The organism is Nocardia sp. NPDC019395 (assembly GCF_040632335.1).
In the GTDB taxonomy this organism is placed as follows: Bacteria; Actinomycetota; Actinomycetes; order Mycobacteriales; family Mycobacteriaceae; genus Nocardia.
Genome location: NZ_JBEYBT010000001.1, coordinates 952,511 through 976,900 on the forward strand (window position 1 = coordinate 952,511; position 24,390 = coordinate 976,900).

Genomic DNA, 24,390 nt, shown 5'->3' on the forward strand with positions numbered 1-24,390 from the left:
GGGATCGTTGCCGCGGCCGAACGTCAGGCAGGCGACCTGGAGAGGTATCTCGATATCCATTGGCAGCCGTCCGGGTTCTCCGCACCCGGCGGCGTCGCCGACTACCGGGCCCCGGACACCCACGAGCTCCCGCAGCTCGACCACCTGCTCGAAGGCGACGACGCCAACTGCACCACCCACCTGATCAACGCCCAGGCCGAACGCTGGCCGCGTCTCGGTCTGGCGCGGGCCGCGGACGTCGGCGCCGCGGGGCGCACCGGTTCCGAACTGTCGGCGGGCCTGAAAGCGGGCTGGCACCCCACGGCCTTCGAAGCCGATGGCCAGGCAACCGCCCACGACAAGATCGCCGACGAGCTGCTCACCTACGGGGTGGGGGCGACGGCGGTGGTGGTCGACGAGTACGGGGTGTTCGACCCGGACCGCCCCGACGCTGTCGGCGCCCACGCCCGGGAGATGTTCGTCGATACCGATCTGACGGTGAAATGGCGGGACCCGGTCAAGCGCAACCCGGTGGACCGCCACGCCGTGCAGCGCCCCGATACGACCGAGGACGAATACCCGCACACCCGGGGTGTCGCCCAGTCGGCAGGACATACCACCTACGCGATTTTCCGCCGTCCCGACGGAACCGCCGTCGAGACCTACGACCCGGAAACCGATGCGCGCGCACCCAAACCGCTCACCTGGATCGGCAAGCACGACCCCAGCGACCCCGATGCGCGCGGTGCGTCCACCGGTGGCAGGGCGTCGCGGGCACCCAGTCCGGCGGATGTGGCGAAACGGTTGGGCCGAAAAGGGGTGCGAGCACCAGTATCCGAACCCGCGAACCCGAGCGACTCGCTTCCGGGGGACCCGGCGAATTCACCCCCGGCCGCAATCGGCGTCGAGAACTTCGATGTCCTGTACACGCGCACGAAGTACGCCCTCAAATGGCTGTGTATCCATCAGTTGTATGCGCGGCACGGCCTGGTTCCGTATGTCGGTGCGGTCGGCGCGGACGATGCGATCGACCTGGTCATCTACCTCGGGCATCCCGGCACCCTTCCGGCCGCTGTGCAGAACGATCCGGAGCTCGCGCCCCTGATGCGCGCCTTCTTTCAAATCAATCCCGGGGATGGGTCGCACGTGTTCAACACCGGGGTCATGGTGTACAACGACGGCACGGGACCCGCCTCGGTGGCGATGTCACCCACGGAATATCTGACGTTCCGCGAATTCGGGTCGCCGTTCACCGCCTCCCCCGAAACCGCTGCCATGGTCGCCGCAAGGCTGAACCCGGGTGCCCTGGAGGGACTCGCGGCGGCCCAGGACGACGGCCCGCGCGCAACGACGCTGCGGGCGGTCGCGGCGGAATTGCGCGGATTCCTCACTTCCTCGGGGCCGGTCGCGGAGGCGATGAGACCGGGTGCCACACCGGTCGATTGGTCGGCGCTCGCCGCCGACTCACTCACGGGATCCGAGACCGATGAGGTCCGCTCGATGCGGATCGATTATCCCGAATCGAAGTGGAATGAGCTGGGGCTGCGACCTTCGCACGGGAAGCTGCCCGGAGGACTCAGGTGGAGTCCGCGAACCACCGCCCTGCCGGGGCACGAAGCGCTGACGGGGGGCGGCGACCCCGAGGTAAGCGATGTGGCCCCCTGGATCCGTCCTCGACCGGCGCCACATCCTGCCGTGGGAACCACGCCGGCGTATGCCCCACTGCGGGCGGGTATCGACGAGCCGCGACTGGAGCCCGGCCGGCAGCGCTGGCGTCTGGCGACGGACGAGGAGCTGTTCGAGGTGCGGGCGGAACTGGCCGCCCTGATCCAGGCGATTTTCGATTCGCTGCCGGCGACCGAACGCGCCCCTGGCGACGACTGGAGGATATTCGACACCCTGGTGCAGTACCGGTCCGATCCTGATCAGGACGAGCTGAGGGGCAGCGTGATCCTCCGTCGTGAAGTCCTGGCGAAGGTGCTGACGATATTGCGAAGTAAAGGCGTATCCCCGCGCGACCGCGATTACCTGGCAGCCGCCTTCCGGAAGTTCTGCTACCTCGACAGCTGGGTGTGGAAACTGGATCGCGAGGGGAGTTGGCAGCTCGGGGACGTGCTGAGCGGGGCGGTGGCCCGTATCCGGCAGGAACGCGCCGCGGGGGTTCCTGCCGGCGCCGGGCTCGCGGCCATTGACCCACCACCTGAGAACACCGGCGTAGCGCTGGCCGCCCAGGCGGTGAACGACTACTGCTTCGGTGAAATTCATCCCTACCGGTTGATCAACCTATCGGAGGTGGCGATCGACTCTGCGGACACGCCGGCCGCCACACTTGCCCGCGCGGTGAACGGTGAAGCCGAGCTGTGCGGCTATGGGGTGGCCGGTCACAAGTCGGTCCGAGCCCGGGCACTGGCTTCGGGCCGGGTCGAATCGATCGAACGCCGCCCGCTCCTGGTGATCGACACCTACATCGACGACGGTTCGGGGATTCCCCGCTCGCACCCGTATCTCGTTGTCTTCCGAGAGGGCATCGTTCTCGAGGTCGACTACAGCACCGGGGTGGTCCGCGAGTTCGTCCCCGCCCGGGCCGCGAGCAGGGTCGCCTACACCGAGGTCTGCGAATTCGGCCCGCCCGAAGCGCGGAATGATGCTGGGCGGCAACCGATCGCCCGGCCCGACCCCCATCCCGAAACCCTGCGTTTCGACGAGTTCGAGGCGCTGGACCGTCCGGTTGAACGGGGTCGCGCCACCGCCGGACGGCCCTCGCGCCCGGCGAGAAATCTGCCGGACCAGGTGTGGGCGTGGCACCACGACCACGACGGTGACGGCCAGTATCAGGGCGAGGATCACCCTGCCCGGAAGGTCCCGAACGCGGGCCCGCGCCCCGAGGTGGCTCCACCCGCGGCACATTCCGGCGACCACTCGCCGCGCAGCGAGGAACCGGCCGCGGACGGAGCGAGCGGCTGGGCGTTGGAGGATCCGCTCGACGCGATCTTCTCGCTCTTCGAATCGTGGACACCCGAGACCGGCGCTGATGCCGCGGGTGATGTGTCGGCGGATGAGGAGCCGGAGGACCCCAGCGAGCCGGTGGCCGACACCCTCGAATTTGTTGATGCGGTGACCGCGACGGAGCCCGGTCGTCTGGCGGAACTGTCCTGGGCGCTGCAAATCGCCGATCATGAGCGCGACCGGGTGCATCTGCGCAGGGCGAGCTACGACGCGGTCGATGACGGACCTGCCAAGTGGGCGGCCCTGGACGAGGCGCTTCACAGGGCGAGCTCCGACGGACCTGGTGAGATCGCGGCTCTCGACGAGGCGATGCAGCGGCATGCGCGGCTGCTCGACCTGCGCCGTGCGCATCTCGCGGCCGTATTGGAGCATAAGTTCCGGACGATTCGGGCCGATGTGGCGGACGCCGCGGATATTGCGCGGGCCGCGCAGCGGGTTGCCGACCTGGACCGGCAGTTGACATCGGCACTGGCGGAGCTGGGAATTCGGCCGAAGGACATCGGGCCACAGAACGGCCCCAGTGTGGCGGCCACGGTTGCGGATCTGGTCGGCGAGGAGGCGGTGCGGCGGCCGGAGTCGGGCTACCAGCCGACCGGTATGGCGCTTGACTGGGCGTCCGGCCCGAACGAGCCGTATCCGACAGTCGAATTGCTGATCGCTGATCTGGTCGAGCGCGGGCCGGGCGCCACGGCATCGGTCGTGGAGATCGGCCGTGGGTGGCCGGATATACGCCGGTTCGTGGTGACCAACCACAACCATCTGCTGTTGCGGATCGATCGCGCCGCCGGTGTGATCGAGGAATTCGCGCCGGAACCGGACCCTGATGGGTATCGACGCTATAGCGCCATGCTGTATGTCGATGGGCGTCCGGTGCGGGCCGCCGAGAGTGCCGATTCGGTGCCGTTGTTCTCGTCGGTCCCGGGTGCCGAGTCGGAGATGCGGAATCGTCAGGGGTTGCGGTTGTATGCCGCCACCCTGGATCAGATGGGCCGCAACGGCCAGCTGGACAGCGAACTGCAGGGCCTGCACACCATGGTGCAGCAACGGGTGCGGGCGCTGGTGGCCCATTTTGCGGAGAGTAAGCACTTTCGCAGGCTGACCGATAGGTATTCCGGATTGGAGGATATCGGACCGGCGCATCTGGCGCGGCTGCGTGAACTGGTGCCGCCCGGGCCGTTGGCGGACAGCCTGACCGCACTGGCCGAGCGGGCCGCCCGGATCGCGGCACTGGCCGCCGAAGTGGACCGGTTGGACAGGACGTTGGCCGCGGCCATGCCCGCGTATGAGATCGAGTCGATGTATCGCAAGTGCTGCGGGCCATCGGCGTCGCTGGAGCTTGCGGCGTTGTCCGGCAACCCGGGTATGCGCCCCATCGCCACGGATGCGCGAGTGCTGCCCGGTACCTCCGGCTCTGAAATCGCGAGTGCGGCAGGCGCGTACCCACGTCAGTTCCCCGGTGCTGTTCGCCAGGTGAAGGCGGTACTGACCGAGCTGGGGCATGGTGCGAGCGTGCAGCTGGTCGAAAACTACGGCAGGCCCGGCGGGCATACCTACACGGCGACCAACTACCACGGCATCCTGGTATTGGTGGACGACTTTGCTGCGGTGGTCCGCGAGTTCGACGGGTCACCGCAAGGCGCGGAGATGGAATACGTCGAAGGCGTGGTGTTCGCCGGCGTCAATGCCATGCATCCGATGGATGACGACATTCGGGCGCGGCTCGCCGGCCTGGACCAGCAGCATCAGCGTCAGGCCCGGATGGCGGACGAGATGAGCGACGCCGCCGAAGCGCTGGCCCGGACGTTGGGGGTCCGTCCCCAACTATTCAAACGCGACGGAGTCCTGATATTCGACGAAGTCGGAACGTACCGGGAGATCGAGCGCCTGCGCCGGGTAACCACCGATCCGCAACCGAGGGACCGTATCGACGAGTTCGAGGCGGCGGTCAGTGAAGTGCTACAAACCCTGTCGACGGTGGACAGGCTAGGGCGAGAGATGCACGACCTGTTGTATGGGACGGGTCGAGATCATGCGCCGCCGTTGGCCGAAACCGCTGCCGCGCAGCCGGAAGCGACGCCGTACTCGGGGTTCCGGCAACCCGTTCCGCACCACGGGCGGTTGTGGGAACTGACGAGGACGCAGCGGGCCGCCGAACTCGCACGTGGCGAACTGCTGCGCCGGCAGCAACGACTGCTCGCCGAACTCGACGGTGGCGATAACGCGCAATTACAGGCCGATATCCGCCAGACAGTACAGCGCCACGCGCGGGTCCGTGAGCTCAGTCGCAGCTACCTTGCCGCGTTGCTGCGGCGGGTCCATCTTCTCGAGAACGCACCCGAATCGCTGGAAGCCGCACAGGCTGCCATCCAGGGCGCGGTCACGGTCAAGGATCTCGACGATCAGCTGGTGGCCGCGTTGGCGGAACTCGGCATCAGGCCCGACAGGGTGCGGATCGAGTCGGATTCCGAAGATGTCGCGACTATGCACAACCTGGCCGATCTGGTCGCCGGCGATACCGTGTTGCGGCCGGGAGACGACGGGTTCGGCGTGAGGCCGGCGGAACTGCCCGCTGCTGCGGGTGGGCCAGTGGTGCCGTACGCGAGCCAATCCGCGGTGGTCGCGGAATTGGTCGAGAGGGGTTTCGGCGCAACGGCTTTGATGGTCACCTCGGGAGGCGACTGGCGCCCGTACGTGCTCACCAACTACGAGGGCACGATCATCATGATCGACCACACCAGAGATGTGGTCCGGGCACTCTCGCGTGATTTCGTCGAGAACCCGGCCGGTGTGGAAGCAGTCGAGGCGATCGTATTCGGCGGCGGAGCGGTTCGAACCGAACAGCCGAATGATGTGGGGAGGCAACAGGTCGCCCGGCTCGCCCCCCATTCCGAGACCGCGCGGTTCGACGAGTTCGAGGCACTGGACCGTCCGGCTGAACGGGGTAGAGCCACCGCTGGACAGCCTCCCCGCCCGGCGAGAAATCTGCCGGACCAGGTGTGGGCGTGGCACCACGACCACGATGGTGACGCTCAGTATCAGGGCGGGGATCACCCTGCCGGGAAGGCCTCGAACGCGAACCCGCGATCGGAGGGGCCGGGCAAAGACGCGGGCGGAGAATTCAGCAGGCTGCTGGCTGCTGCGCGTGCCGGCGACGAGCAGGCGATCGCGCAGCTGCGGAGCCAGATCGGCCGAGAGGTCCTATGGCAATTGTTCACTTCGCGGGGGTATCGCGGACGCCCGGCGTTTGTGGAAAAAATCTGTGCGGACGCACTGCGGGTGATCCGCCGCCCGGACTGGGCCCTCCCCGAGGCGACGAATTATGCCGGTTGGCTGCGTGGATTCGCCCGGGACGCAGTGGATACCGAGGTGTTCCGGCAGATTGCCGCGCGGATCGCGCAGCGGTTGCGCGGATACGGCGCGGGAGATGCCCCGCACGGACACCGCGTCCTGGTCGAGGCGAGCGACGCGGCATTGCTCAATCTGCGGGAACTACCCGCCCCGCAGCGGCTGTGGTTGTGGCGGCGGTTTTTCCTGGGACTCGAACCGGCGGAAGCCGCCAGGGCCAAACCTTTCGCCCGGCACAGCAGGCAGATGCTGGTCGGGTTGGAAAAGAGGGTCGTCGCCGAAGTGGTGCGGCGGGTATCGCGCGCCTCCGGTCTGGCGGTGTCCCAGGCACCCGACACAGACTCGGTGAGTCCAGTGCCGGACGATCTGACCTTCGGCCAGTTCCGGGCCCTGATCACAGAGCTTGCCGATCTGGTCGGGGTGCGGCCGGACCAGCTGGACGAGAGAGTCCGAAGCGCCATCGTCGTTGCGAATTCGGAGCTGCAGGCACTGCACGAGGCCGGGTGGCAGCAGGCGGCCCGCAGCGGGCAGGTCGCGCAGGTCATCTCGTGGCTGAGGCAGCAGATCCAATCGGGCAATGACAGCACCGAGGCGCATATGCGCACGGAATTGGCGGATCTGGTGGACCGGACGCGGGCTCGTATCGACGCGTCCGCGGCCGCCGCGTCGACGCGCTCGGTCGAGCTTACGGACTGGTTCCTCGCGCTGGATCAGCGAGAGCTGGATCGCAAGCCCAGGCTGGAGGAGATAGCGGGTCTGGTCGGCATGAGCCGTCAGGTGGTCGGCCGAGTTGTGTCCGGGGAGAGATCAGCGCCGGGGCTTGTGCAGCAGGTTCTCATCGCAGCACGGTGGCTGGGATACGAAGTCCCCGAGAGCATGCGGAACGTCGTCGTCGACGACGCGTACGCGGCCCGCCGGTTCATTCCACCGCATTTCGACGCGGACCAGTTCGTGCAGGGGCGGTTCGTCCAGTGGTCCGAGGAGGAGATCCGAGCGCTGCAGTTCGAACTGGCCGGCCTGCTCGACGTGCAGGTGGGCATGCTCGATCGGGCGCGCGTATCCGCGGAGTCTACCCGGGTCGCTACACAACCCCGAACGCCGGAGAACGTCCGGTTGGCCGAACTGGCCGAACGATTCCTGGGTTTCGGCGCATGGGAGCTCAACCAGAAGCCCACCTCGAAGGAGGTGGCCGCGCTGTCCGGGGTAAATATCTCAACGGCGAAACAGGTGCTGTCGGGCAAAGGTCGGAGATCGACGGACGCGGGGCAGCGGGTGCTGGTGGCGGCACTGTGGTTGGGATACGAACTGCCGGGCGATCTACCGCGGGCGATCGATCCGGAGTTCGCGGCGCGGCGGTTCGTCCCGGGGCATTTCGTGGACGGACGATTCGTGCGGGGGACGTTCACCGAACAACCTTCGAGGTTCCAGGTGAACGATCAGGCGGATGCGGCCGGTCGCGCGTTCCGGCGGGAGCTCGAAGGGGTCGCAACAGGTCCCGGCACGAGCGGGGTGCCGGAGGTTCAACCCGTGTCGGAGCGTGTGAGGGAGTTCGGTGAACTGTATCGGCGCGATCTGGCCGTGCAGCGGGCGCTCGATGATCTGCTCGATCTGGCCGGACGGGCGGGCGTTCCGATGGACAGCGGCGATCCGGCGTCGATGGCGAACGCGCTGCGGGAATATCGAACAGATAAGTCCAGGATCGCCGATCCGGCGGGGGAATGGTCACTGGCGAAGCTCGAGGATTCACTGCGGCGATACCGGCGCCTGCATGAGACGGCCGGCCGCTTACACGCGCTGAACGGTGAACGAGTGCGCGCGGAGCTGCGGCTGGCGAATTATCAGAACCAAATGCAGGAACTGGCGGAGCAACACGGTATCGATCCGGAGAACCTGCCGTCGAACCCACCGGCAGCGGTGGCAGATCTGTCCGTGCAGATCACATCGACAGATGAGCGGATCAGGAGCATCAGCCGCTCGATCGAAGGGGGTAAGAAACGGTCGGATTCGTTGCCCGAATGGCCGATCAGCCATTTCGAAGGGCCCGCTGCGGTGGCAACAGTGGCGGCGATCACGGGAAACCCCGATATTCGACCGTTGACTCGGAACGTGAGCGATAGCGGAGCGCAGGTTTTCGAAATTGCCGCGGCGCTCGGCGCCGCGCCGCACGATTTCAGGGGACATGCCGAGATCGTCGAGATGCTGGAATCGGCGGATTCGAATGCCGCGGTGGTGGTGGTCGTCGACGATTACGGAGATCGCCTGGACAGTTACGTCGTGGCGAAAAACGGCGGTTCGATCCAAAAAATCGGCATTCTCGGTGATTCCATCGAGAAGTTCGAATCGCCGGATCGGTCCGACATCCTTTCGGTTCGTGGCTTCGTATTCGGCGGGGATCACTCTCGAGTCCGCCCGTTGACCGACGCGGCGTGGGCAGAACTCGAAACCCTTGTCAGCCGTTATCGGCGAGCGATGCGAGATGGGCAGGAGTCCCAGCAGGTCGCGGAGATCACTGGGGAAGCCGCTACGATAATGGCCACCGGCGAGATCCCCCCGGCCGGTTCGGCGTCCACTCCGGAATCCGACGGCGGGAGTGATCCGGCGGATTGGCAGCGCTGGGCGCTACGGGGAAATTTCACAGGCCGTTTGGTTTTCGAAATGCCCAGCCCGACATACTACGGGCATTCTCGAATCGTGGTCACGGAGTCCACCGTCGACTGGTACGCAGAAGAACTGTTCGGCCGCCGCAATTGCCACTATCTGGCTGCTGCGCTGCACAGTATGACCGGCTGGGAGACGGTGGTTTTCGAAATCCGTGACGACGGCGAGTGGGTGCCGACGCACAGTGCGGTTCGTATGCCGGACGGCCGCATTCTCGATATCTTCGGGGCCTTCGAGGCGAGCTCGGTCGAGGCCAGATACGGCGAGACGGGCCAGGTCCGGACTCGAATGGTCGCCGGTGATCTCGTACCCGGCGATGTGATGCTCGGAGTGGACCACCTGCGTGGCAATCCGCTCTGGTGGGCCGCGGATTCATTGGCATTCGTGGCGGCGATCAGCCATTTCGCCCGCCATCTGCTGCGCACCAATGGCTTCGCGGAAATCGCCGATGCAGTGCTGCGCGGCGAGCAGCCGGCCCACGATTCTTCGCAGAATGCCGTGGAGCCCGCGGAGCAGGGGCCGGAGTCTTCCCCGGCGGCCGACGGGACACGCCCGTGGCGACGCGAGTTCCTGGCTGTCCGGCGTCGGCTGTACGACTCCGCCCTGGACCGCGGTGACCGGTACGTTCTGGCCGAAGCGAGCGCACTGTCGATATGGCACGCGGTAGAAGCGCTGCCGGTTCGGATGCGGGATACAGCACGGTTGCACTTCGGTACGGGCCTGACAACCACCGAAAGTGCGGAGCAATTGGGCGTGACGCCCGAGCGAGCCGCGGAAACCCTGCGGACCGCGGCACGAACGGTCGCCGAGGAGGTGCGCGAGCGGCTGCACCCCATCGATACCGGTAGCCGTCCGGGCTTTCTGTCCCTACGGGCGGTGGCCGAGTACGCCGGACTCGATACCGGCGTGGTGAATCGGGTGGTACGCGATCGGCCCGGGGTATCGGACCACGATCGGCAACGGGTGCGGCAGGCAATCGCGGAGATCGGCACCGGCGCAGATCAGGCCGAGTCGGTGGAAAGTGTGTCCGTCGAAGTAGTGGCGAGGCATCTCGGGATCACCGTCACCGCCGTGGCCCGCGCTGTCGATGCGCATCCGTGGGCAAGCGACGAGGTCCGGACCCGAGTCCGGAAGGCTGTTCTGGAATTGGGCGGTGTGCCCCCCGAAAGTCTCTCGGCACCACCGAGCGCAGTGACGACCGCCGAGTTCGGAAGACGTCCACCGACGGCCGGCACCCCTGCGGATGGTGAGCGTAGTTGGACTCCGCCGCGGTCGGTGGATCTTATGCGCAACCAGTGTGCGGTGCTGGTGTTGGCCGAGTTGGCGGCGTCCGGGGTGCGGGTCGGTGATCTCGGTGAGGTTGGTTTGGCCGGAGTGCCTCCGAAGGTGTTCCGGAAGGCGTTGCGCGCGCGGCTTGTCGCGGTCCGCAGGGGTCCGGCGAATGCCGATCCGTACGCGGCGGTGAAGCGGCGGTTGGAGGCTGCGGGGCATGGTGCGCAGACGGTCATCGTCGAGGAGTACGACGACCGGCATCATGACGTTGTCGATGGAAAGCAGGTGGGAGCGCACACTTTCCGGTTGGTGAACGCGAACGGCCGAATCAAAGTGATCGATCCGGGGCGTAAGCGATATCACAGGTATCCGCCGCTGACGGATCGGGTCGTGGTCGGTAGGTGGGCGGCGGAATTCGACGCGAACAGGCAGCCGGTGGAGAAACTGACACCGGAGATGGAGAACGACCCGCTGCCGAGCGTGAACATCGGTATGGATGAGGAGGCCGAGCCGGGGTCGAGTCCGGATGATGGCATGGGGCCGGAGAAGATTCCGCCGAAGCCGGGTCCGGCGGAGCCCTACGAGTCGATGTCGCCCGAGGAGTGGCGCCGTCATCTGCTCGCGCAGCGAGGGATGGCCGAGGCGCTGCACCGGGAGGGGTATTCGGTGCGGCTCGCGCCGGTGCTGCGGATCGACGGCCGGTCCTTCTTGCGATACGCGCCGTCGAAGTCGAACGGTGGCGTGCGCGCCATCCGGTCCTGGCTCGAGCACACCGCGGCCGCGGGGAACGCTGACCGGGTGGTGATCGATCTCCTCGATTCGACGGTGGACCCGCGGAAGCTGGCAGACTCATTGCTGATCCCCCCGGTCATCGGAGTGAAGGATATTCTGGTTGTCGCGGCATCCGGCAACGTGACCCGTATCTACCCGGCGGTATCGGCCCGCGATGGGGTGGGGAACGAGTCGGCCGGCAGCGCGGATGATGCCGGGCGCGGCGACCGAGAAGCCGATTCGGGGGAGGACAGCGGCGATACCGCGGACTCGGCCGGTAACGGTTACGGTGCCGGTGACGGCCCCGCACCCGTTCCGGGAGACCCGGGTGAACCGGACGGCGAGCTGCCGCCCCGCCTGGTGCGGTGGCGGCGCACACTCGAGCGCCGGTTGCAGCGGTTGCAGGCCGAATTGCTGAACAAATACGACGACTACGTCCACCCGGCGTCCGCCTCGGACCTTCGTGACGAGTTGGCTTCGCGTCAGCCGGAGCCCGGCAGTGAGGAGCCGAAGTCGTCGAACCGGACGGATTCGGGACCACCGCAGCAGGATCCGGCCCAGCTGCGACACGATATCGCTTTGCTGGAGGAGGTGGAGACCCTTCGACGACGGTATGAGCAGCTGGGCCGCGTAGAGGAATCGCTGCGCGAACTCTATGCGGACATCCAGGATTCTTCGGAAGAAATCGGTCCGCTGACCGCCGCCGTCATCCGGTTGAATACGCAGGTGGCTGAGTTGGACGACCTCCGCGATCGGCCACTTCTGGTGCGGGAGCCGGGTGATCCGACTCCGGAGCCGGCAATCGAGCGCGATTTGCGTGAGGACCTCGAGTGGGCGGAAATCCGGCTCGCCGCGCTGCTACCGGGAGTAGACCCCGAAACGCTGACACGCGAAGGGGCCGCCGCACACCTGGTGCGGGCGGAGGACGACCTCGCCCGGCGAACGGAAATCGAGGGTCTTGCGGAAGAGTTCCTCCGACTTCGCGCACTGCCCGAGTTCATCGCTCTGGCGGAAGCCCGGGAAGCCAGGATCCGTGCCGGTGAAGCGGAACTGGATGCGCTGTTGGCCGCGGCGGTGGAGTTGGCGCCGCCCGGCTCGGGCTCGCCGAACGGACACAGTGTGGAGTTGGGCGTCGAGCTAATGGCCCTACGGTTGCGCGAGTCCGGATCGCGCGACATGGTCCGGGTTGTTCTCGGTTCCAAGGGCACCGCGTTCGGTATCGGTGGCGACGGCGTGGACAGCGCGACCGTGGAGAACCTGCGGTTCCGGCGTGCCGCCCGCGCGGTCGAACTCGCGAGCCTGTGGAAGGAGCATGTGGCGGAGGCATTCACGCCGGAATATATCCGGCAGCTCGCTGAGTCGAGATCAGAAGATGACACGTCACGCGCGGCGGAACTGATCGCTGATATGTACGTTCTCGACGACGTCTTGCCCCTGGCCACGGAACTGATCCTGGCCGATGAGATCCGGCTCCGCGGCCTGGGAGTTCTGGAAGTAGCGCTGGCCGAAAGGGATACACGACTGCGTGCGGCGCGTCGGCGACTCGCCGAACTGCGGTCGGCGAAGCCGGGACTGTGGTCGCGGGAAGAGCTGTCGGCCGCCGAAGTCGAAGTGCGCCGCCGACTGCGACATCGAACCGAGCTGCTCCGGCAGCGCAATATGCTCCGAGTGCTGGCAGAACGGATGCGAGGGACCGATATCGCGCGTCGGGATGCCGAGCAGCAGCTCATCGATCAGCAAGCCGAGGGCATCGATTTGCAGACTGTACTGGCATCCGACCGCAGGCTGGCCGAACTCGGCAGGGAGGCGGATCAGCTCACCTACGATCTCGACCTGCAGATCACTGCGGCCCTGGCGCTGGCAGAGAAACCACCGCCAACGGTATCCGGCGAAGCGGCTCGTGGTGGCAGCCCGGATATGACCCTGTATCCGGAAGCCGAAGGGCTTTCCGATTACTCGAAGCCGGGCTCGTTCGACCGCGGCGACCGGCAGTGGAAACGACCTGCCGCCTCACCCGCTCGGCGGGCACGAACGCAGGTGCATCAGGTGCGGGTCCGCGATTCGGTCAGTGCGGCGATACGAGCCGCTGTGTCCGAGGATGCTGGAGCGATCGTGGATACCCTGCTGGGATATCCACGATCACTCGAGCACCCTGGGGCGCTGCCGGAGTTCACGCGGACGGTTCTTCAGGAGCACGGGGTCTCCTGGGCCCGGGCCGACGAGATCGCCGCCGAAGTCACCGAATACCACCGGCTGGACCGGGAGGTCGAGCAGCAGAACGGTTCCGGCGCGGCGGAGTTCCGGCGTGACCTCGCCGACGCGGTCGCCGGGATCCGGCGGAACACCAAGGATGCACCGGCTGGACACTCATCCGCTCCGATGAAAGCCGACGAGGCCGACATCGGAAGGTGCGTGCAACTGACCGCGCTGGCCGTCAACGACTACTACCAGTGGGTTCGGGGCGTGGAGCGGCCTGTGCTGACGTTGCCCGGCGTGGAGGCCGGTATAGACGGGACCCCGGGTGCGGCCCTGTCGTGGACCTTCGGCGGGCGTTCGAAGTCCCGCGGTGACGGCGTGGCGGGTCACCGGGCTATAGCGGATCTGCTCGGGGGCGCCGTGGCCGGGGAGTCGGTGACCCAGGAACACCGGCGCGCCGCCGGCCGCGGGATGGTGGTGACCGACACCTACCGGGACGGAGTGGTATCGCTGACCGGCGCGCATGCCTACCTCGTGGTGAACCACGAGGGTGTGCTGGTGAAAATCGACCTCAGCGGCGATGTGATCGGCGTATTCGATCCGGCCGAAGCCGAGGGAACTGTGCTCCACAGTCACGGCATTCTGCTGGACGCCACCGGTAAGCCGGTGGAGCCGATCGTCACCGATCTGGACGAGGAAACCGTACCGGATCCCGGCCACAGGCGACTCGAACGGGATATCGCGGGCGCACCCGGGTCGGGAGGCGGCGAGAACGGTTCGGGGAACCCCGGGGCAGCCGCCTCAGGACGTGCAGCCGACCCGGCGGCGGTAGCGCTTGTCTCGGGGGTCGATACCGGACAGTTGCGGGTGGTGCGGGAGGGGGTCGCGGCGGCGCACGAGGCGGCGGGGCAGCAGGATTCCGGGAGTGTGGACCGGTCGCAGCTGGGCGCAATGCTCGCCCTGCTGGATGAGCTGAACGGGCTGGTGGCCCACCCGGATTCGGCGGTGGATCCGATACGGACCCGGATCCTGGTGCGTCACCTCGAGGGGGCGAAAGAATGGGTGGCGGCGGCACACGACCTCGAGAGCGTGGCCCGGACACCGGCGCAGCTGCGCGCGGCCGCCGCAGCACAGCTGCGTGACGCACGCGAGCGTTCCCAGAGCGCGGATGAGCGAGTCGGTGATCTCGCGGACCACCTGGATCGACCAGCTGATCCTCGGGAACAGGAAGGCGATCGAGCCCTGCTGCGCGCCGTCGATACCGAGCGATTGGCGTCGGCGCCCGCGGAAATCGGCGCCGAGCTGACCGCCGTGGAAGACACCGACGACCCCAGGCGGTGGCGGCTGGACGCGATGGCGCGGCGGTTGGCCGAGTTGGCCGAGATTATCGAGCAGCCGGACAATACCCCGGGGCAGACGCGGTTGCGGCTGCTGGTGCACCACTTCCACGCGGTATCGGAACGGTTGGATGCGATGCGGAGCGAGGTCGCCGCGAGGCGGGTGTTGCAGCAGGTTCCGGACAACCCCGAGGGGCATCGGCGGGCATCGGCTCGAGCGCGGGAAGAATACCGGCGAGCCGACGAAATAGTCCGCGCGCTCATCATCGCGTCGCAACCGAGGCATCCCAGCAGCGGATACCCGCCGCGCGCCGATCACCAGGATGCCCCCGGTTCCCGTGTGACCACAGTCGCCGAGGCCGTCGCCCGCTTCCCCGATCTGTTCGACGCGCCACGAAGGTTGCGGGCGCTGCGTCGCGCATTCGGTCCGGAGACCCCGTTCGATCTCCTCATCGCCCTGCGGACCCGCTCGCACCAGTTGAACGGTGTGGTGCCGCTGGACCTGTCGTACGAGAATTTGCTGGACTTCCTCGAGACCGCCTTCGCTCCCGGCGCGTCGTATTCGGATTGGGGCGAGATCTACCGCCTGCAGAACACTCCCGATGAGTCCGAGGGACGCTCGACCGCCGATCGGGAAAATCTTATCCGGGCGCTCGGCGCCATCATGGTCAGCCGGCCCGACGGCGCGCAGACCGCGATGGTGAAGGCCGTTACCGGGCACGAAGAATTGACCCCCGATGAGCTGTATCAGCGCGTCCGGCTCGCCGGATCGACGAAAGACTTCAGGTTCTTCCGGGCGGGCGCGCCGCGCGGCCCCGGCTTCCGCGTCTACCTTCACGCCCGTCCGGAGGCGGCAACCGGACTGATGCACGATATCGTCAACGAGATCGTCGACCGGCCGGATGAATTCAGCGGTATCGAAAGCGCGAAAATCTTCGTCGGGGAGAACTGGCGCAGCGACAGTATCGTCGTCTACGTCGACGGACTCGAAGACGCCCTCCGCCTGGTTCCGTGGCTGCGCCGCTACCAGGAGCTGCATCCGGACGTGTTCGAGTGGTCTGTCCCGGCCATGACTCACCAGGTCCTCCCCGGCGTGGGGTTGGGTGCAGAACCGGAGGGCCGCAACAGCTTCGGCAATCGGCGCGCCCTGGCTCTCCTAGCGGCTTTCAAGGCGACCACCCCCGGAGACCCCGTGGCGCTCCAGCGGGTACTCGACAAGCTCGACGATCACGGAATCGATCCGCGGCACCCCTGGCTGAACAAGGGATCGAAGGGTTGGCGCGACCATCAGCAAATGAATCTGTGGACGGCCGCGGCGGCCGACGAACTCTCGAGCCAGGAAGACAGCGAAGAAGCCGCACAGGCCGCGACCGATCGACAGGTCGCCGATACGCCGCTCCACCCGAAATCCAGTACCGGTCGCGCCCGAGAAGGCGTTTCCGCAGAGGTGGAAGACGGACCTGTTTCGCCGGATACCGCGGAAGGTGGTTCGGCACCGCCCGAACACGAATCCGGCGCACCGGCTATCGCCTCCGCGGACGACGCCGAGACCAGCCGGGCCGATGAGCAGCCGCAGGTCCGCACACTCGATCCGGCGACCCCGGACGCCGACCGGATCGCGTTGCGCAACATGATCGACGATACGGTGCCCACATGGCCGGTCGCGGCCCGCGCCGCAGTCGCCGACAGCGTCGGCGTGGTTGTCGCCGACGCGGTCCGGCGCGGTGCCACCACGGTGACCGTCGAACCCGTCGGCACCGATGTGCGGGTGACAGTCGACAACGACACAGATCGTGACGTACCGCCGGAGCTGGCCCGCGCATTGGAGAGCGACGCCACGACGTGGCGGATCGAGACCACGCCGCACACTCGCCGGGTCGTGGGCGATTTCGAATGCCGGGACGGCGCGGTGCGGGTGACCGAACGCGCGACCGGGGCCGACCCGGTCGCGAAAACCCAGGTACTGCGGCTGGAGATGATGCGGCAGGCCTCGATCGACCCGAGCCGGACGGCCGGCGAAGTTTTCGGGTTCCACGGTGGGCCGCATCGTGCGGCGGACCGGTCGGTGGTCGAGGCCGCGGCGGAACGGCTGGTGCAGGCCGCGGGCCCGGACGAGACCGTGACCGTCACGGTCACCCGCGGCGGGCTGACCACACTGGAGGTCACCGGCGCTGCCCGGACGGTGCCGGGCGACCGGATCGTCATCCGGTCGTCGGGTGTGCTCGACGGTGGACTGGTGATCGGTGCGATGCAAACTGCCGACGAGGCGGTTTGGGAGGTGGTCCGGCGGGCCCGGGACGAAATGGTCCAGCACGGCTGGACCGAACCCGATCAACTCGCCGCGGCAGAGGCCGTGGTGTCGTGGCGACTGCGTGCCGCGCTGGACGGCAACCTCGACCGGATCCGCCGGATGGAAGCCGCGGTGACCGGGGACCCGGGCAGCTTCGTTCTGACTGTCGCCCTCGGGGAATCCCGCGACCGCGCACCGGATGTACCGGTGCTCGAACTGTTCGAATCCACGATCCGATGGGACCCGGCCAGTCCGGGGACCCTGCAACTCGTCGACAATCAGGAGCAGGCCGGTTCAGCGCCGATGCGGTTCTTCGGTAACCGTTGGCTGGTCGAATTGTTCCGGGCTGCCGGGTCCGAACCGACCATCTACGCGAGTGATCCCTTCGACGGTGTCGATCTGTATGCGCAGGCCGAATGGCTGGTCGAATCGGATACGGACCCGAAGACGGCGGTTCAGCGGATCGAGGCGCTGGTCGAGCATGTGACAAGGGATGTGCCGCATGCCGGGGACCGGGCACGGGAGCTGGTCCGTGCTCTGATCGACAATCTGCCGGTGGGTGGCGCCAGGGACGGGGCGGTCACCGCGGCCGTCGCGATGGGGCCGCGCGGTCTGGAATTCCGGGTGGCGATAGCGGACCGGTATCCGCAGGCCGACGCGCCGTCGGGCGTCGAAGATCGCATCGTTCCCGGCGCAGACCGTGCAGGGGCGGGCAGCTGGGGTGGCGGCATGATCACCTGGGCAGCGTTCGATCTGTCCTCGGATGGGGGCGCTGGGACCGGGCTCTCCGATGAGAACGGTGAACCGCGGGAGCGGCCGGGCGGTGCGGATCCGACTCCACCGGCGGGACTCGACAAGCCACTCGGGCCGCGGCCGGCAAGTGCCACCACATCACCGCCGGCAAAACCAGGACTCACCTTCGATAGGCAGCAGCCCTGGAAGGCGTTCCACCATCCGGACGGTGATCCGGCGGCTACCTGGGGTGATGGGGAGTCACGGGGTCCGTCGGCACCAGCCGGCCCGGTTCGACCCGTCGAGGCCGCGGCCGCGCCGCCCGATGCGCCGGTCGAGAACTCCGGCAGGGTACCTGTGGCAGGCGGGCCTGGATCGAAGGCGCTGATCTGGTCCGTTGTCGGTCCGCAAATTCTCGACGATGTCCTGGCGATGCTCGGGTACGAGGATGTCGCGCCGGCCGGGCGAGAGCCCCTCGAAAAGCTGGCTCGGGCAGCTACCGACGATATTCGGGCCACCGCCTGGTATTACCGCTGGACCGCGCCCGCAGGCCGTACCGTGCACGACTGGTTATCCGAGAAAGCACGGGAAGCAGTCGAACGCCGAATTATCGAGAATATCCGTGCAGCAGCTTCAGACCTGCTGAGCACATATGAGTGGGAGGAATCGGCGCACGCCGATGCTGCACCACTGCTGATCCACGCGCTCGCCGGGGCTTCCTTCGCCGTCGTTCAGGAGGCGGTTCACAGCCTCGGAAGGAATTGGCGTGAATGGCTGCGACAGGGGCATGGCATGGGGCTGCCCCGGCAAGCTTTCCGTGGGTCGAGCGCGGCCATCGAGGCCGAGAACCCGGAACGGCGCGCGGTAGAGGCGCTGGCGGAAGCGGTTGTCGCGAAGTCTCCGATCTCGCTGAAGAGATTGCCGCCGCCGGGAACTCTGGACTTCGATCTGCTGAAATTCATCGTGAAGCAGCGCTTCCCTGACGGAGTAATCGCCGCCGCGGACGGTGATTTGGCAACGCTGAACTGGGCAATGTCCAGACAGACCGGGGCCGTTGCCGAGTACAGCGCTCTGCGGTATCTGCGTAATCGGACACCGCAGCAGATCATGGCGGAAATGCGCATCTATGAGATGACGGAATCCACGCTGCGCCGTCGAGCCGAGGACGAGCTGAAGCTCGCACTGGTCACCCGGGGGGAACCGCCGGCGGTCGATATAGATGGCTGGTTGGCGGAGCTACCACCGACCGGACCCGACCGCGACGAGCTGGTCGCGTCTGTCGGTGCGCGGCTTCCACCGGCGCTCGCACGACTTTTCACCGGCAATGTGGTGGAGCTTGCTCGCGCGGTGGATCTGCTGGATCCGCGTCAGCGAGCGGTGAGCTACGAAACGATCCTGGTCGGAACCTCCTCGAACGAGGCGGGCCACAGGATGCTGATTCCCCCGGCTCAGATCTTGTTCGATAAAGGTGCGGCACGGTTGGCCGAGTTACTCGGGCATCCCTCTGAGACAGTGCCTACAGCAACCGATCTGGCGCGAGCCGCCGGCGTCGACCTGCGTGAAGTCATTCTCGTCCTGAACAACAAACCGGTCGACGCAGACTCGTACGAAAAAGTGCTGGCGGCCGCGCCCGGGATCGGGTTCGAGCTCGGTCCGGACATCACCCATACGCCGATAGTCGGCCTGGGGGCCGTCGCGGAACGCGCCGGAGTCGGGACCACCTCCGTTTTTCGAATGGCCAAAGGAGAATCGGTCAGCCGGGCCGCCCGGGAACGGATCACTGCGGCTATGCGTGAGCTCGGAGCCGTGTTCCGGGACGGCCGTGTCGTACCGGAGAACGAACTCGCCGGCGAAGTCAATTGGAAGGAAATGGCGCTTCTGGCCGGGACGAAGGTAGATAGTTTGCGCATCGCGCTCAACGGCGGTCCGGTGCGCGTCGCGACGTTGCGGAAGATCGCCGCGGCTGCGCTGCACAAGGGTTTGACGCTCCCACCGGAAGTGCTCGAGCCGCTGTACCGGCCCGGGCGTTCCGTTCTGGCTCAGGAGGCGGGATTATCGATCTGGGTCGTATCCCGCTTCCTCGACGGACTGCCGGTGAGCGACGAGTCGAAGCGCAAGATTGTTGTGGCAGCACGATTCATCGGCTACCCGCTACCGGCCTGGTTGGCGGGGCTTCCGGCGCCTTCGTCACCCAGCCAAGCCGACCTGGCTCGGACGGCAGGCGTGGATAAGGCATTAGTGAGCCGGGCACTCCGTGGCCGGCCTGTCAGCGCCGAGGCCAGACAGAAGATCGTGGCCGCGGCGCGGGAGATCGACTTCGAGCTCCCCCTGGTACTGGTTCCCTCAGCGGAACGTGTTCGGCTGCTCGTGGAGGAATCGCAGGTAGCCGAGGGGGTGATATGGGACCTGTACCGAGAGCCGGACCTGGATGTGGACATGGAGATTCGAGCACAGGTGGTGGCGGCCGCCCGGCGGGCCGGGCTACCGCCACCGGCGGCCGCATTCGAGCTCCTGACACAGGTGGACGGAATCTCGCAAGCGAAGATCGATACGTTGCTGGACGGGCGGCGTGTGGAATTCGCGGTGTGGCAGCAGATCGTCGAGGAGGCCCGCAGATTCGGTGTCGTATTGCCGGAACCGGTCCGGTGGGCAGCGATCCGGTGGCCGCTTGTCGATATCGCCCGCGCGGCCGATGTCCCGGTCGGCGCCGTGCGGGCACTGCGAGACCAGGGCCGGCTGGAACCGGACTTGCGTGACCATCTCGTTCGCACCATCCGCGCCGGCTTCCCGGCATTGGCCCATCGGATTCCGCCGGCGCCACCCGCGGGTATGAGCCGAGACGATGTCGCTCGTGATGCGGGTATTTCCTCGAACACGATGCGGAAGATGTTCGGTTCGAAACCCCATCGGGCGTCCTACGCGTCCTGGGAGAAAGTTCTCGATGCGGCATATCGGCGCGGGTTCGACCTTCCGGAAGAGATCTTCCATGTGCGGATCTGGTGGCCGGTCGGGGAGATAGCCGATGTCGCGGGTGTTTCGGTGGTAACCGTCCGTGCGGTCCGGGCCGGGCGATGGGTGAAACCGGAGGCATACGCCAGAGTTCTGGCCGCAATGCGGCACAGAACTCCACGGTTGGTCGAATATGTTCCACCCCCTGCGCCTGAACCGACTCTGCCACCGAAGCCGCCCCGCAGGGCGGATGTGGCGTGGCGAGCGGGTGTGCGTAAGCAGACCGTCACCCATTTCCTCGCACTCGGCGCGGTCCACTACCGGACCCGCCGCGCGATTATCGCGGCGGCGGAGGAGCTCGGATTCGACCTCACCGCCGAGGTGCTGGCAGGCCCGATCATCTGGCCCACGGCCGAGATCGCGCGAGTGGCCCGGGTGAGTCAGGCGACCGTGCGGAAGGTGCACGCCGGTGAGTGGGTACCGGCCGAACTGCGCGACAGGGTTGTCGACGCGATCGATCTCTTCGTTCCTGAACTCCGGAACAGTGTGCCGCTCGCACCTCCTGCACCGGCCCTGGATACGACGGTCAACAAGACGGCGCTGGCAGAAGCCGCGGGTGTCACCGTGGAGGCGGTGGACAATGTGTGCAACGGGCGGTCCGTCGAATACCGGACCTGGCGTGCGATCGTGCTCGCCGCCGAATCGTTCGACTGGGACCTCCCGGAGTCGGCATCGAACGCGACCATTGTGTGGCCGACGCAGGAGATCGCGACGGCAGCCGGTGTGTCGCCCGAAACTGTGGTCCGGGTGCGCGAGGGGCAGCCGGTGAAGCCCGGCGTCCGGGGGCGGGTGATCGCGGCTCTCCGCCGGATCGCCCCGGAGCTGGAGGCGGAGGTGGCTCCGGCGCCGGTAGAAAAGGTCACCAAGACCGAGCTCGCGCGGGAGGCCGGGGTATCGATCGAAGCCGTCGATAATCTGCTGGCCGGCGGACTGGTGGAGTATCGGGTGTGGCGCGCGATCATGGCCACGGCCGAACGACTCGGGTTCGAGATGCCGGAGCAAGCATCGCGGGCGACCATCCGCTGGCCGACGGGCGAGATCGCGGCCGACGCGAATACCTCTCGCCCGACAGTGCGCAATGTGATTGCGGGCAAGGCGGTCGCACCTGCTATCCGCGGCCGCGTACTCGCAGCCATCGGTCGAATCGCTCCCGAACTGTTGACGCGGCTCGGTACCGGTGGCAGCCCGTCTTCGGGATCGGTTTCCGGCAGTACAGCGGGCAGTGACGTTCGGGACGGTGCCGCGGAGTATCCGCATTCGATCCGTCGTGGTACCGAGCACGGTCCGGAGCAGCCGCCGAATCAGACCGATTCCTGGGCAGTCACCACCGATAACGGCAATGTACCGGGACCGGGCCCGGGAGTCACCGTGGCCGAGGGCCACGAGGCGGTGATTGTGCCCGAGGCCCTTCGGGTCGCCGGTCAGCTCGGTCTGCCTCCGGGGCAGATCACCGCGGCAACTGTGTTGAATGCGATCAATCCGATCCAGAACGTGCTGCGTGGTCGCGATGGGGCGCCGCGTCCTGTCGTCGGTGAGATCGATGAACCCGGGTTGTGGGATTGGCTCGGGGAACGGGTCGCGGTGGCGTGGGAGCTGCATGATGCGCAGCGGCGGGGCGTCCCGGCGTTGCGGGTGGCGGACCTGAACTATCAGGCAGGACAGCTGGATTCTGCGCTGCCCCGGCTGCTGGGTGTCGAGGCGACTCGCCCGGCCGCTGTGGAGCCCGGCTCGTCGGGTCCGGTGTCGGGGAGTGTCGCCGGGAACGAGCAGCTGCGGCCGCCGGTAGGGGAGGCCGTCGGTGGTGCGGAGCCGGGCACGGATCTCCTGCACGAGATCCGCGGGCTCGCCGCGGAAACCGGGACCCCACAGCTCGCCGAGTTCGTTACAACGGTATCCCGCTTCCTCGATGCCGCGTTCGCCGCGAGTCATCTTCCCAGGCCGGCGCAGCCGGAACCACCCGTCGAGCTGTCGGTGGCCGAGCGTGAGCAGGCGGCGGCTGCCTATCGCGCGGCGGGTGCGGGGAAAACCGCCGAATCTATTTTCGAGCCCCGTAACCCTGCTGACGCTTTTGCGAAGCGGCTTAATATCACCAACTGGTGGCACGGACTGCCGCTGGAGCAGCGGCGCGCGGTTGTCCGAGATGCCCCGGATGTTGTGGCACGCCATGGTATGGCGGTGTCGGCCGTGTCTCCCGAATCCTCGAATATGGCATGTGAACTGGTACTGCGTCAGGTGGTAGCAGATCTGTCCGCGCGTCCCGCGACCGAACTGAGTCCCGCCGAAGTCCAGTTGCTGGATTACGCCCGTCGTCTCTGGGATGAACTCGTGCGGGCCGAGCAGCGGGCGGCACCAGGTTTCGCGGTGACATTATTGCGGTTCGACCCGCAGAACCTGATCAGCGTGGTCGGGTATGCGCTCGCTGATACCGGGATCGGGCACAGCCGGTTGTGGACTCTGCGTGTCGGCCCCGACGACTTCACCTGGGCGGACCGTATTGTCGAACCCGGCCCCGGTCCCGGTGTCACGGCCGCGCATCCGGGCCGGCGGGAAGGCGGTGGCTCCGACAACGAATTCGACCTTTCTCTGGGGCCCCGTGGGATCGGCGGCATCCGATTGACCGAGAGCGAACGGGCCGGCATGGCAACCCGGTCGCGGGAACGTTTCGCTCAGTGGCTGACCGGCAAGCATGAATGGCGTACCCCCGGAGGAGCGGAAACGGCGGCGGCCCTGGTTGAAAAGCAGCTGCGTACGGCGCTGGCAGCCAGTACAGGGGAGGTCCGGTTGGTCGCCCGGGTGAGCCCGGACATGTACGGCGAACGCAGCCTCGTCACCGAGGTAATCGACAACACCCCGGATTCGGTAGACGATCCGGCCTCCACCGCGGAGTACGAGACCGGCGTGATCCGGTTGGACACCGCGAAATCGACCTGGTTCCTCTTCGGCGAGTCGATGCTCGGCCCGTTGCTGCCACCGGGTACCGCGGGCTACGAGGAACTTGGCGCGCAGAGGGTGCGTAACCGCGGCTCCGACCCCGAATTCTATTGTGGCCGAATGGCTCTGCATCGCCTCGGGGTCACGGCCGAGGAGGCTCCGGGCTTCCAGCAGAATCATCCACCGCCGTACCCGGAACCGTTGCCGTGGCCGCAGGGCACGGTCGGCGCGATCACCCTCGACCCGACCCTGGGCGGCGGGGAGTCTCCCTACGCCGCCGCGGTGGCCGCACCGGCGGAGCTGTACCGCGCGGTGGGTCTCGGCCTCGCACTGAACGAACCGATGAACCTCGAGCACGTCGGATTCGTCGATACCGGCGAATCGGCCTGGGTTCAAGAGGCGGGAGGCAGCGAGATGGCCTCGGAAGGTGTTCATCTGCTGCGGGTACTGCGCGCCGCCAAAGACGCGGTAGCCGGCATCCACGAGACCTTGCTTCCCGCTCCCGCCGCCGATTCGAGCAGCGTGAATCTCCCCGCCGATGCTCTTGTCCACGTGACCCTCGATCTCGCGGACCATACCTTCCGTGCTCAGCTCGACCCGGCCGCGGCCCAGGAATACGGGCTGCCAACCGAACCGATCCGGGGCCGCTGGCGCGTCCGTGACGGTCTCGTCCTCGCCGTCGCCTGGCTCTCGCGGGCCGGTCAGTTGAATACACGTCAGGACTCGGGTCCGGAAATCCCCGACCGGCATCCCGCTACCGGCTCTGACCTGCGCCCCGACGCGGCGGCACGGTCGAGATGAACGGTGGCGGCGCCCCGCGGGCCCACAGCCGCGACCGCCTGAAGAATTCTCCCGCCGAAGCCG

The 24,390-nt window shown here is 67.2% G+C and carries 1 protein-coding gene (running past one end of the window); it reads left to right on the forward strand.

What is annotated here, in order from left to right:
* On the forward strand, nucleotides 1-24,327 hold the end of the coding sequence (locus ABZ827_RS03855; RefSeq protein WP_357232451.1) for a T3SS effector HopA1 family protein. It extends 25,296 nt beyond the left edge of the window; only the last 24,327 of its 49,623 coding nucleotides appear in the window; its start codon lies off the left edge, out of view; it ends in the stop codon at nucleotides 24,325-24,327.
* The last annotated feature ends 63 nt before the right edge of the window (nucleotides 24,328-24,390 follow it).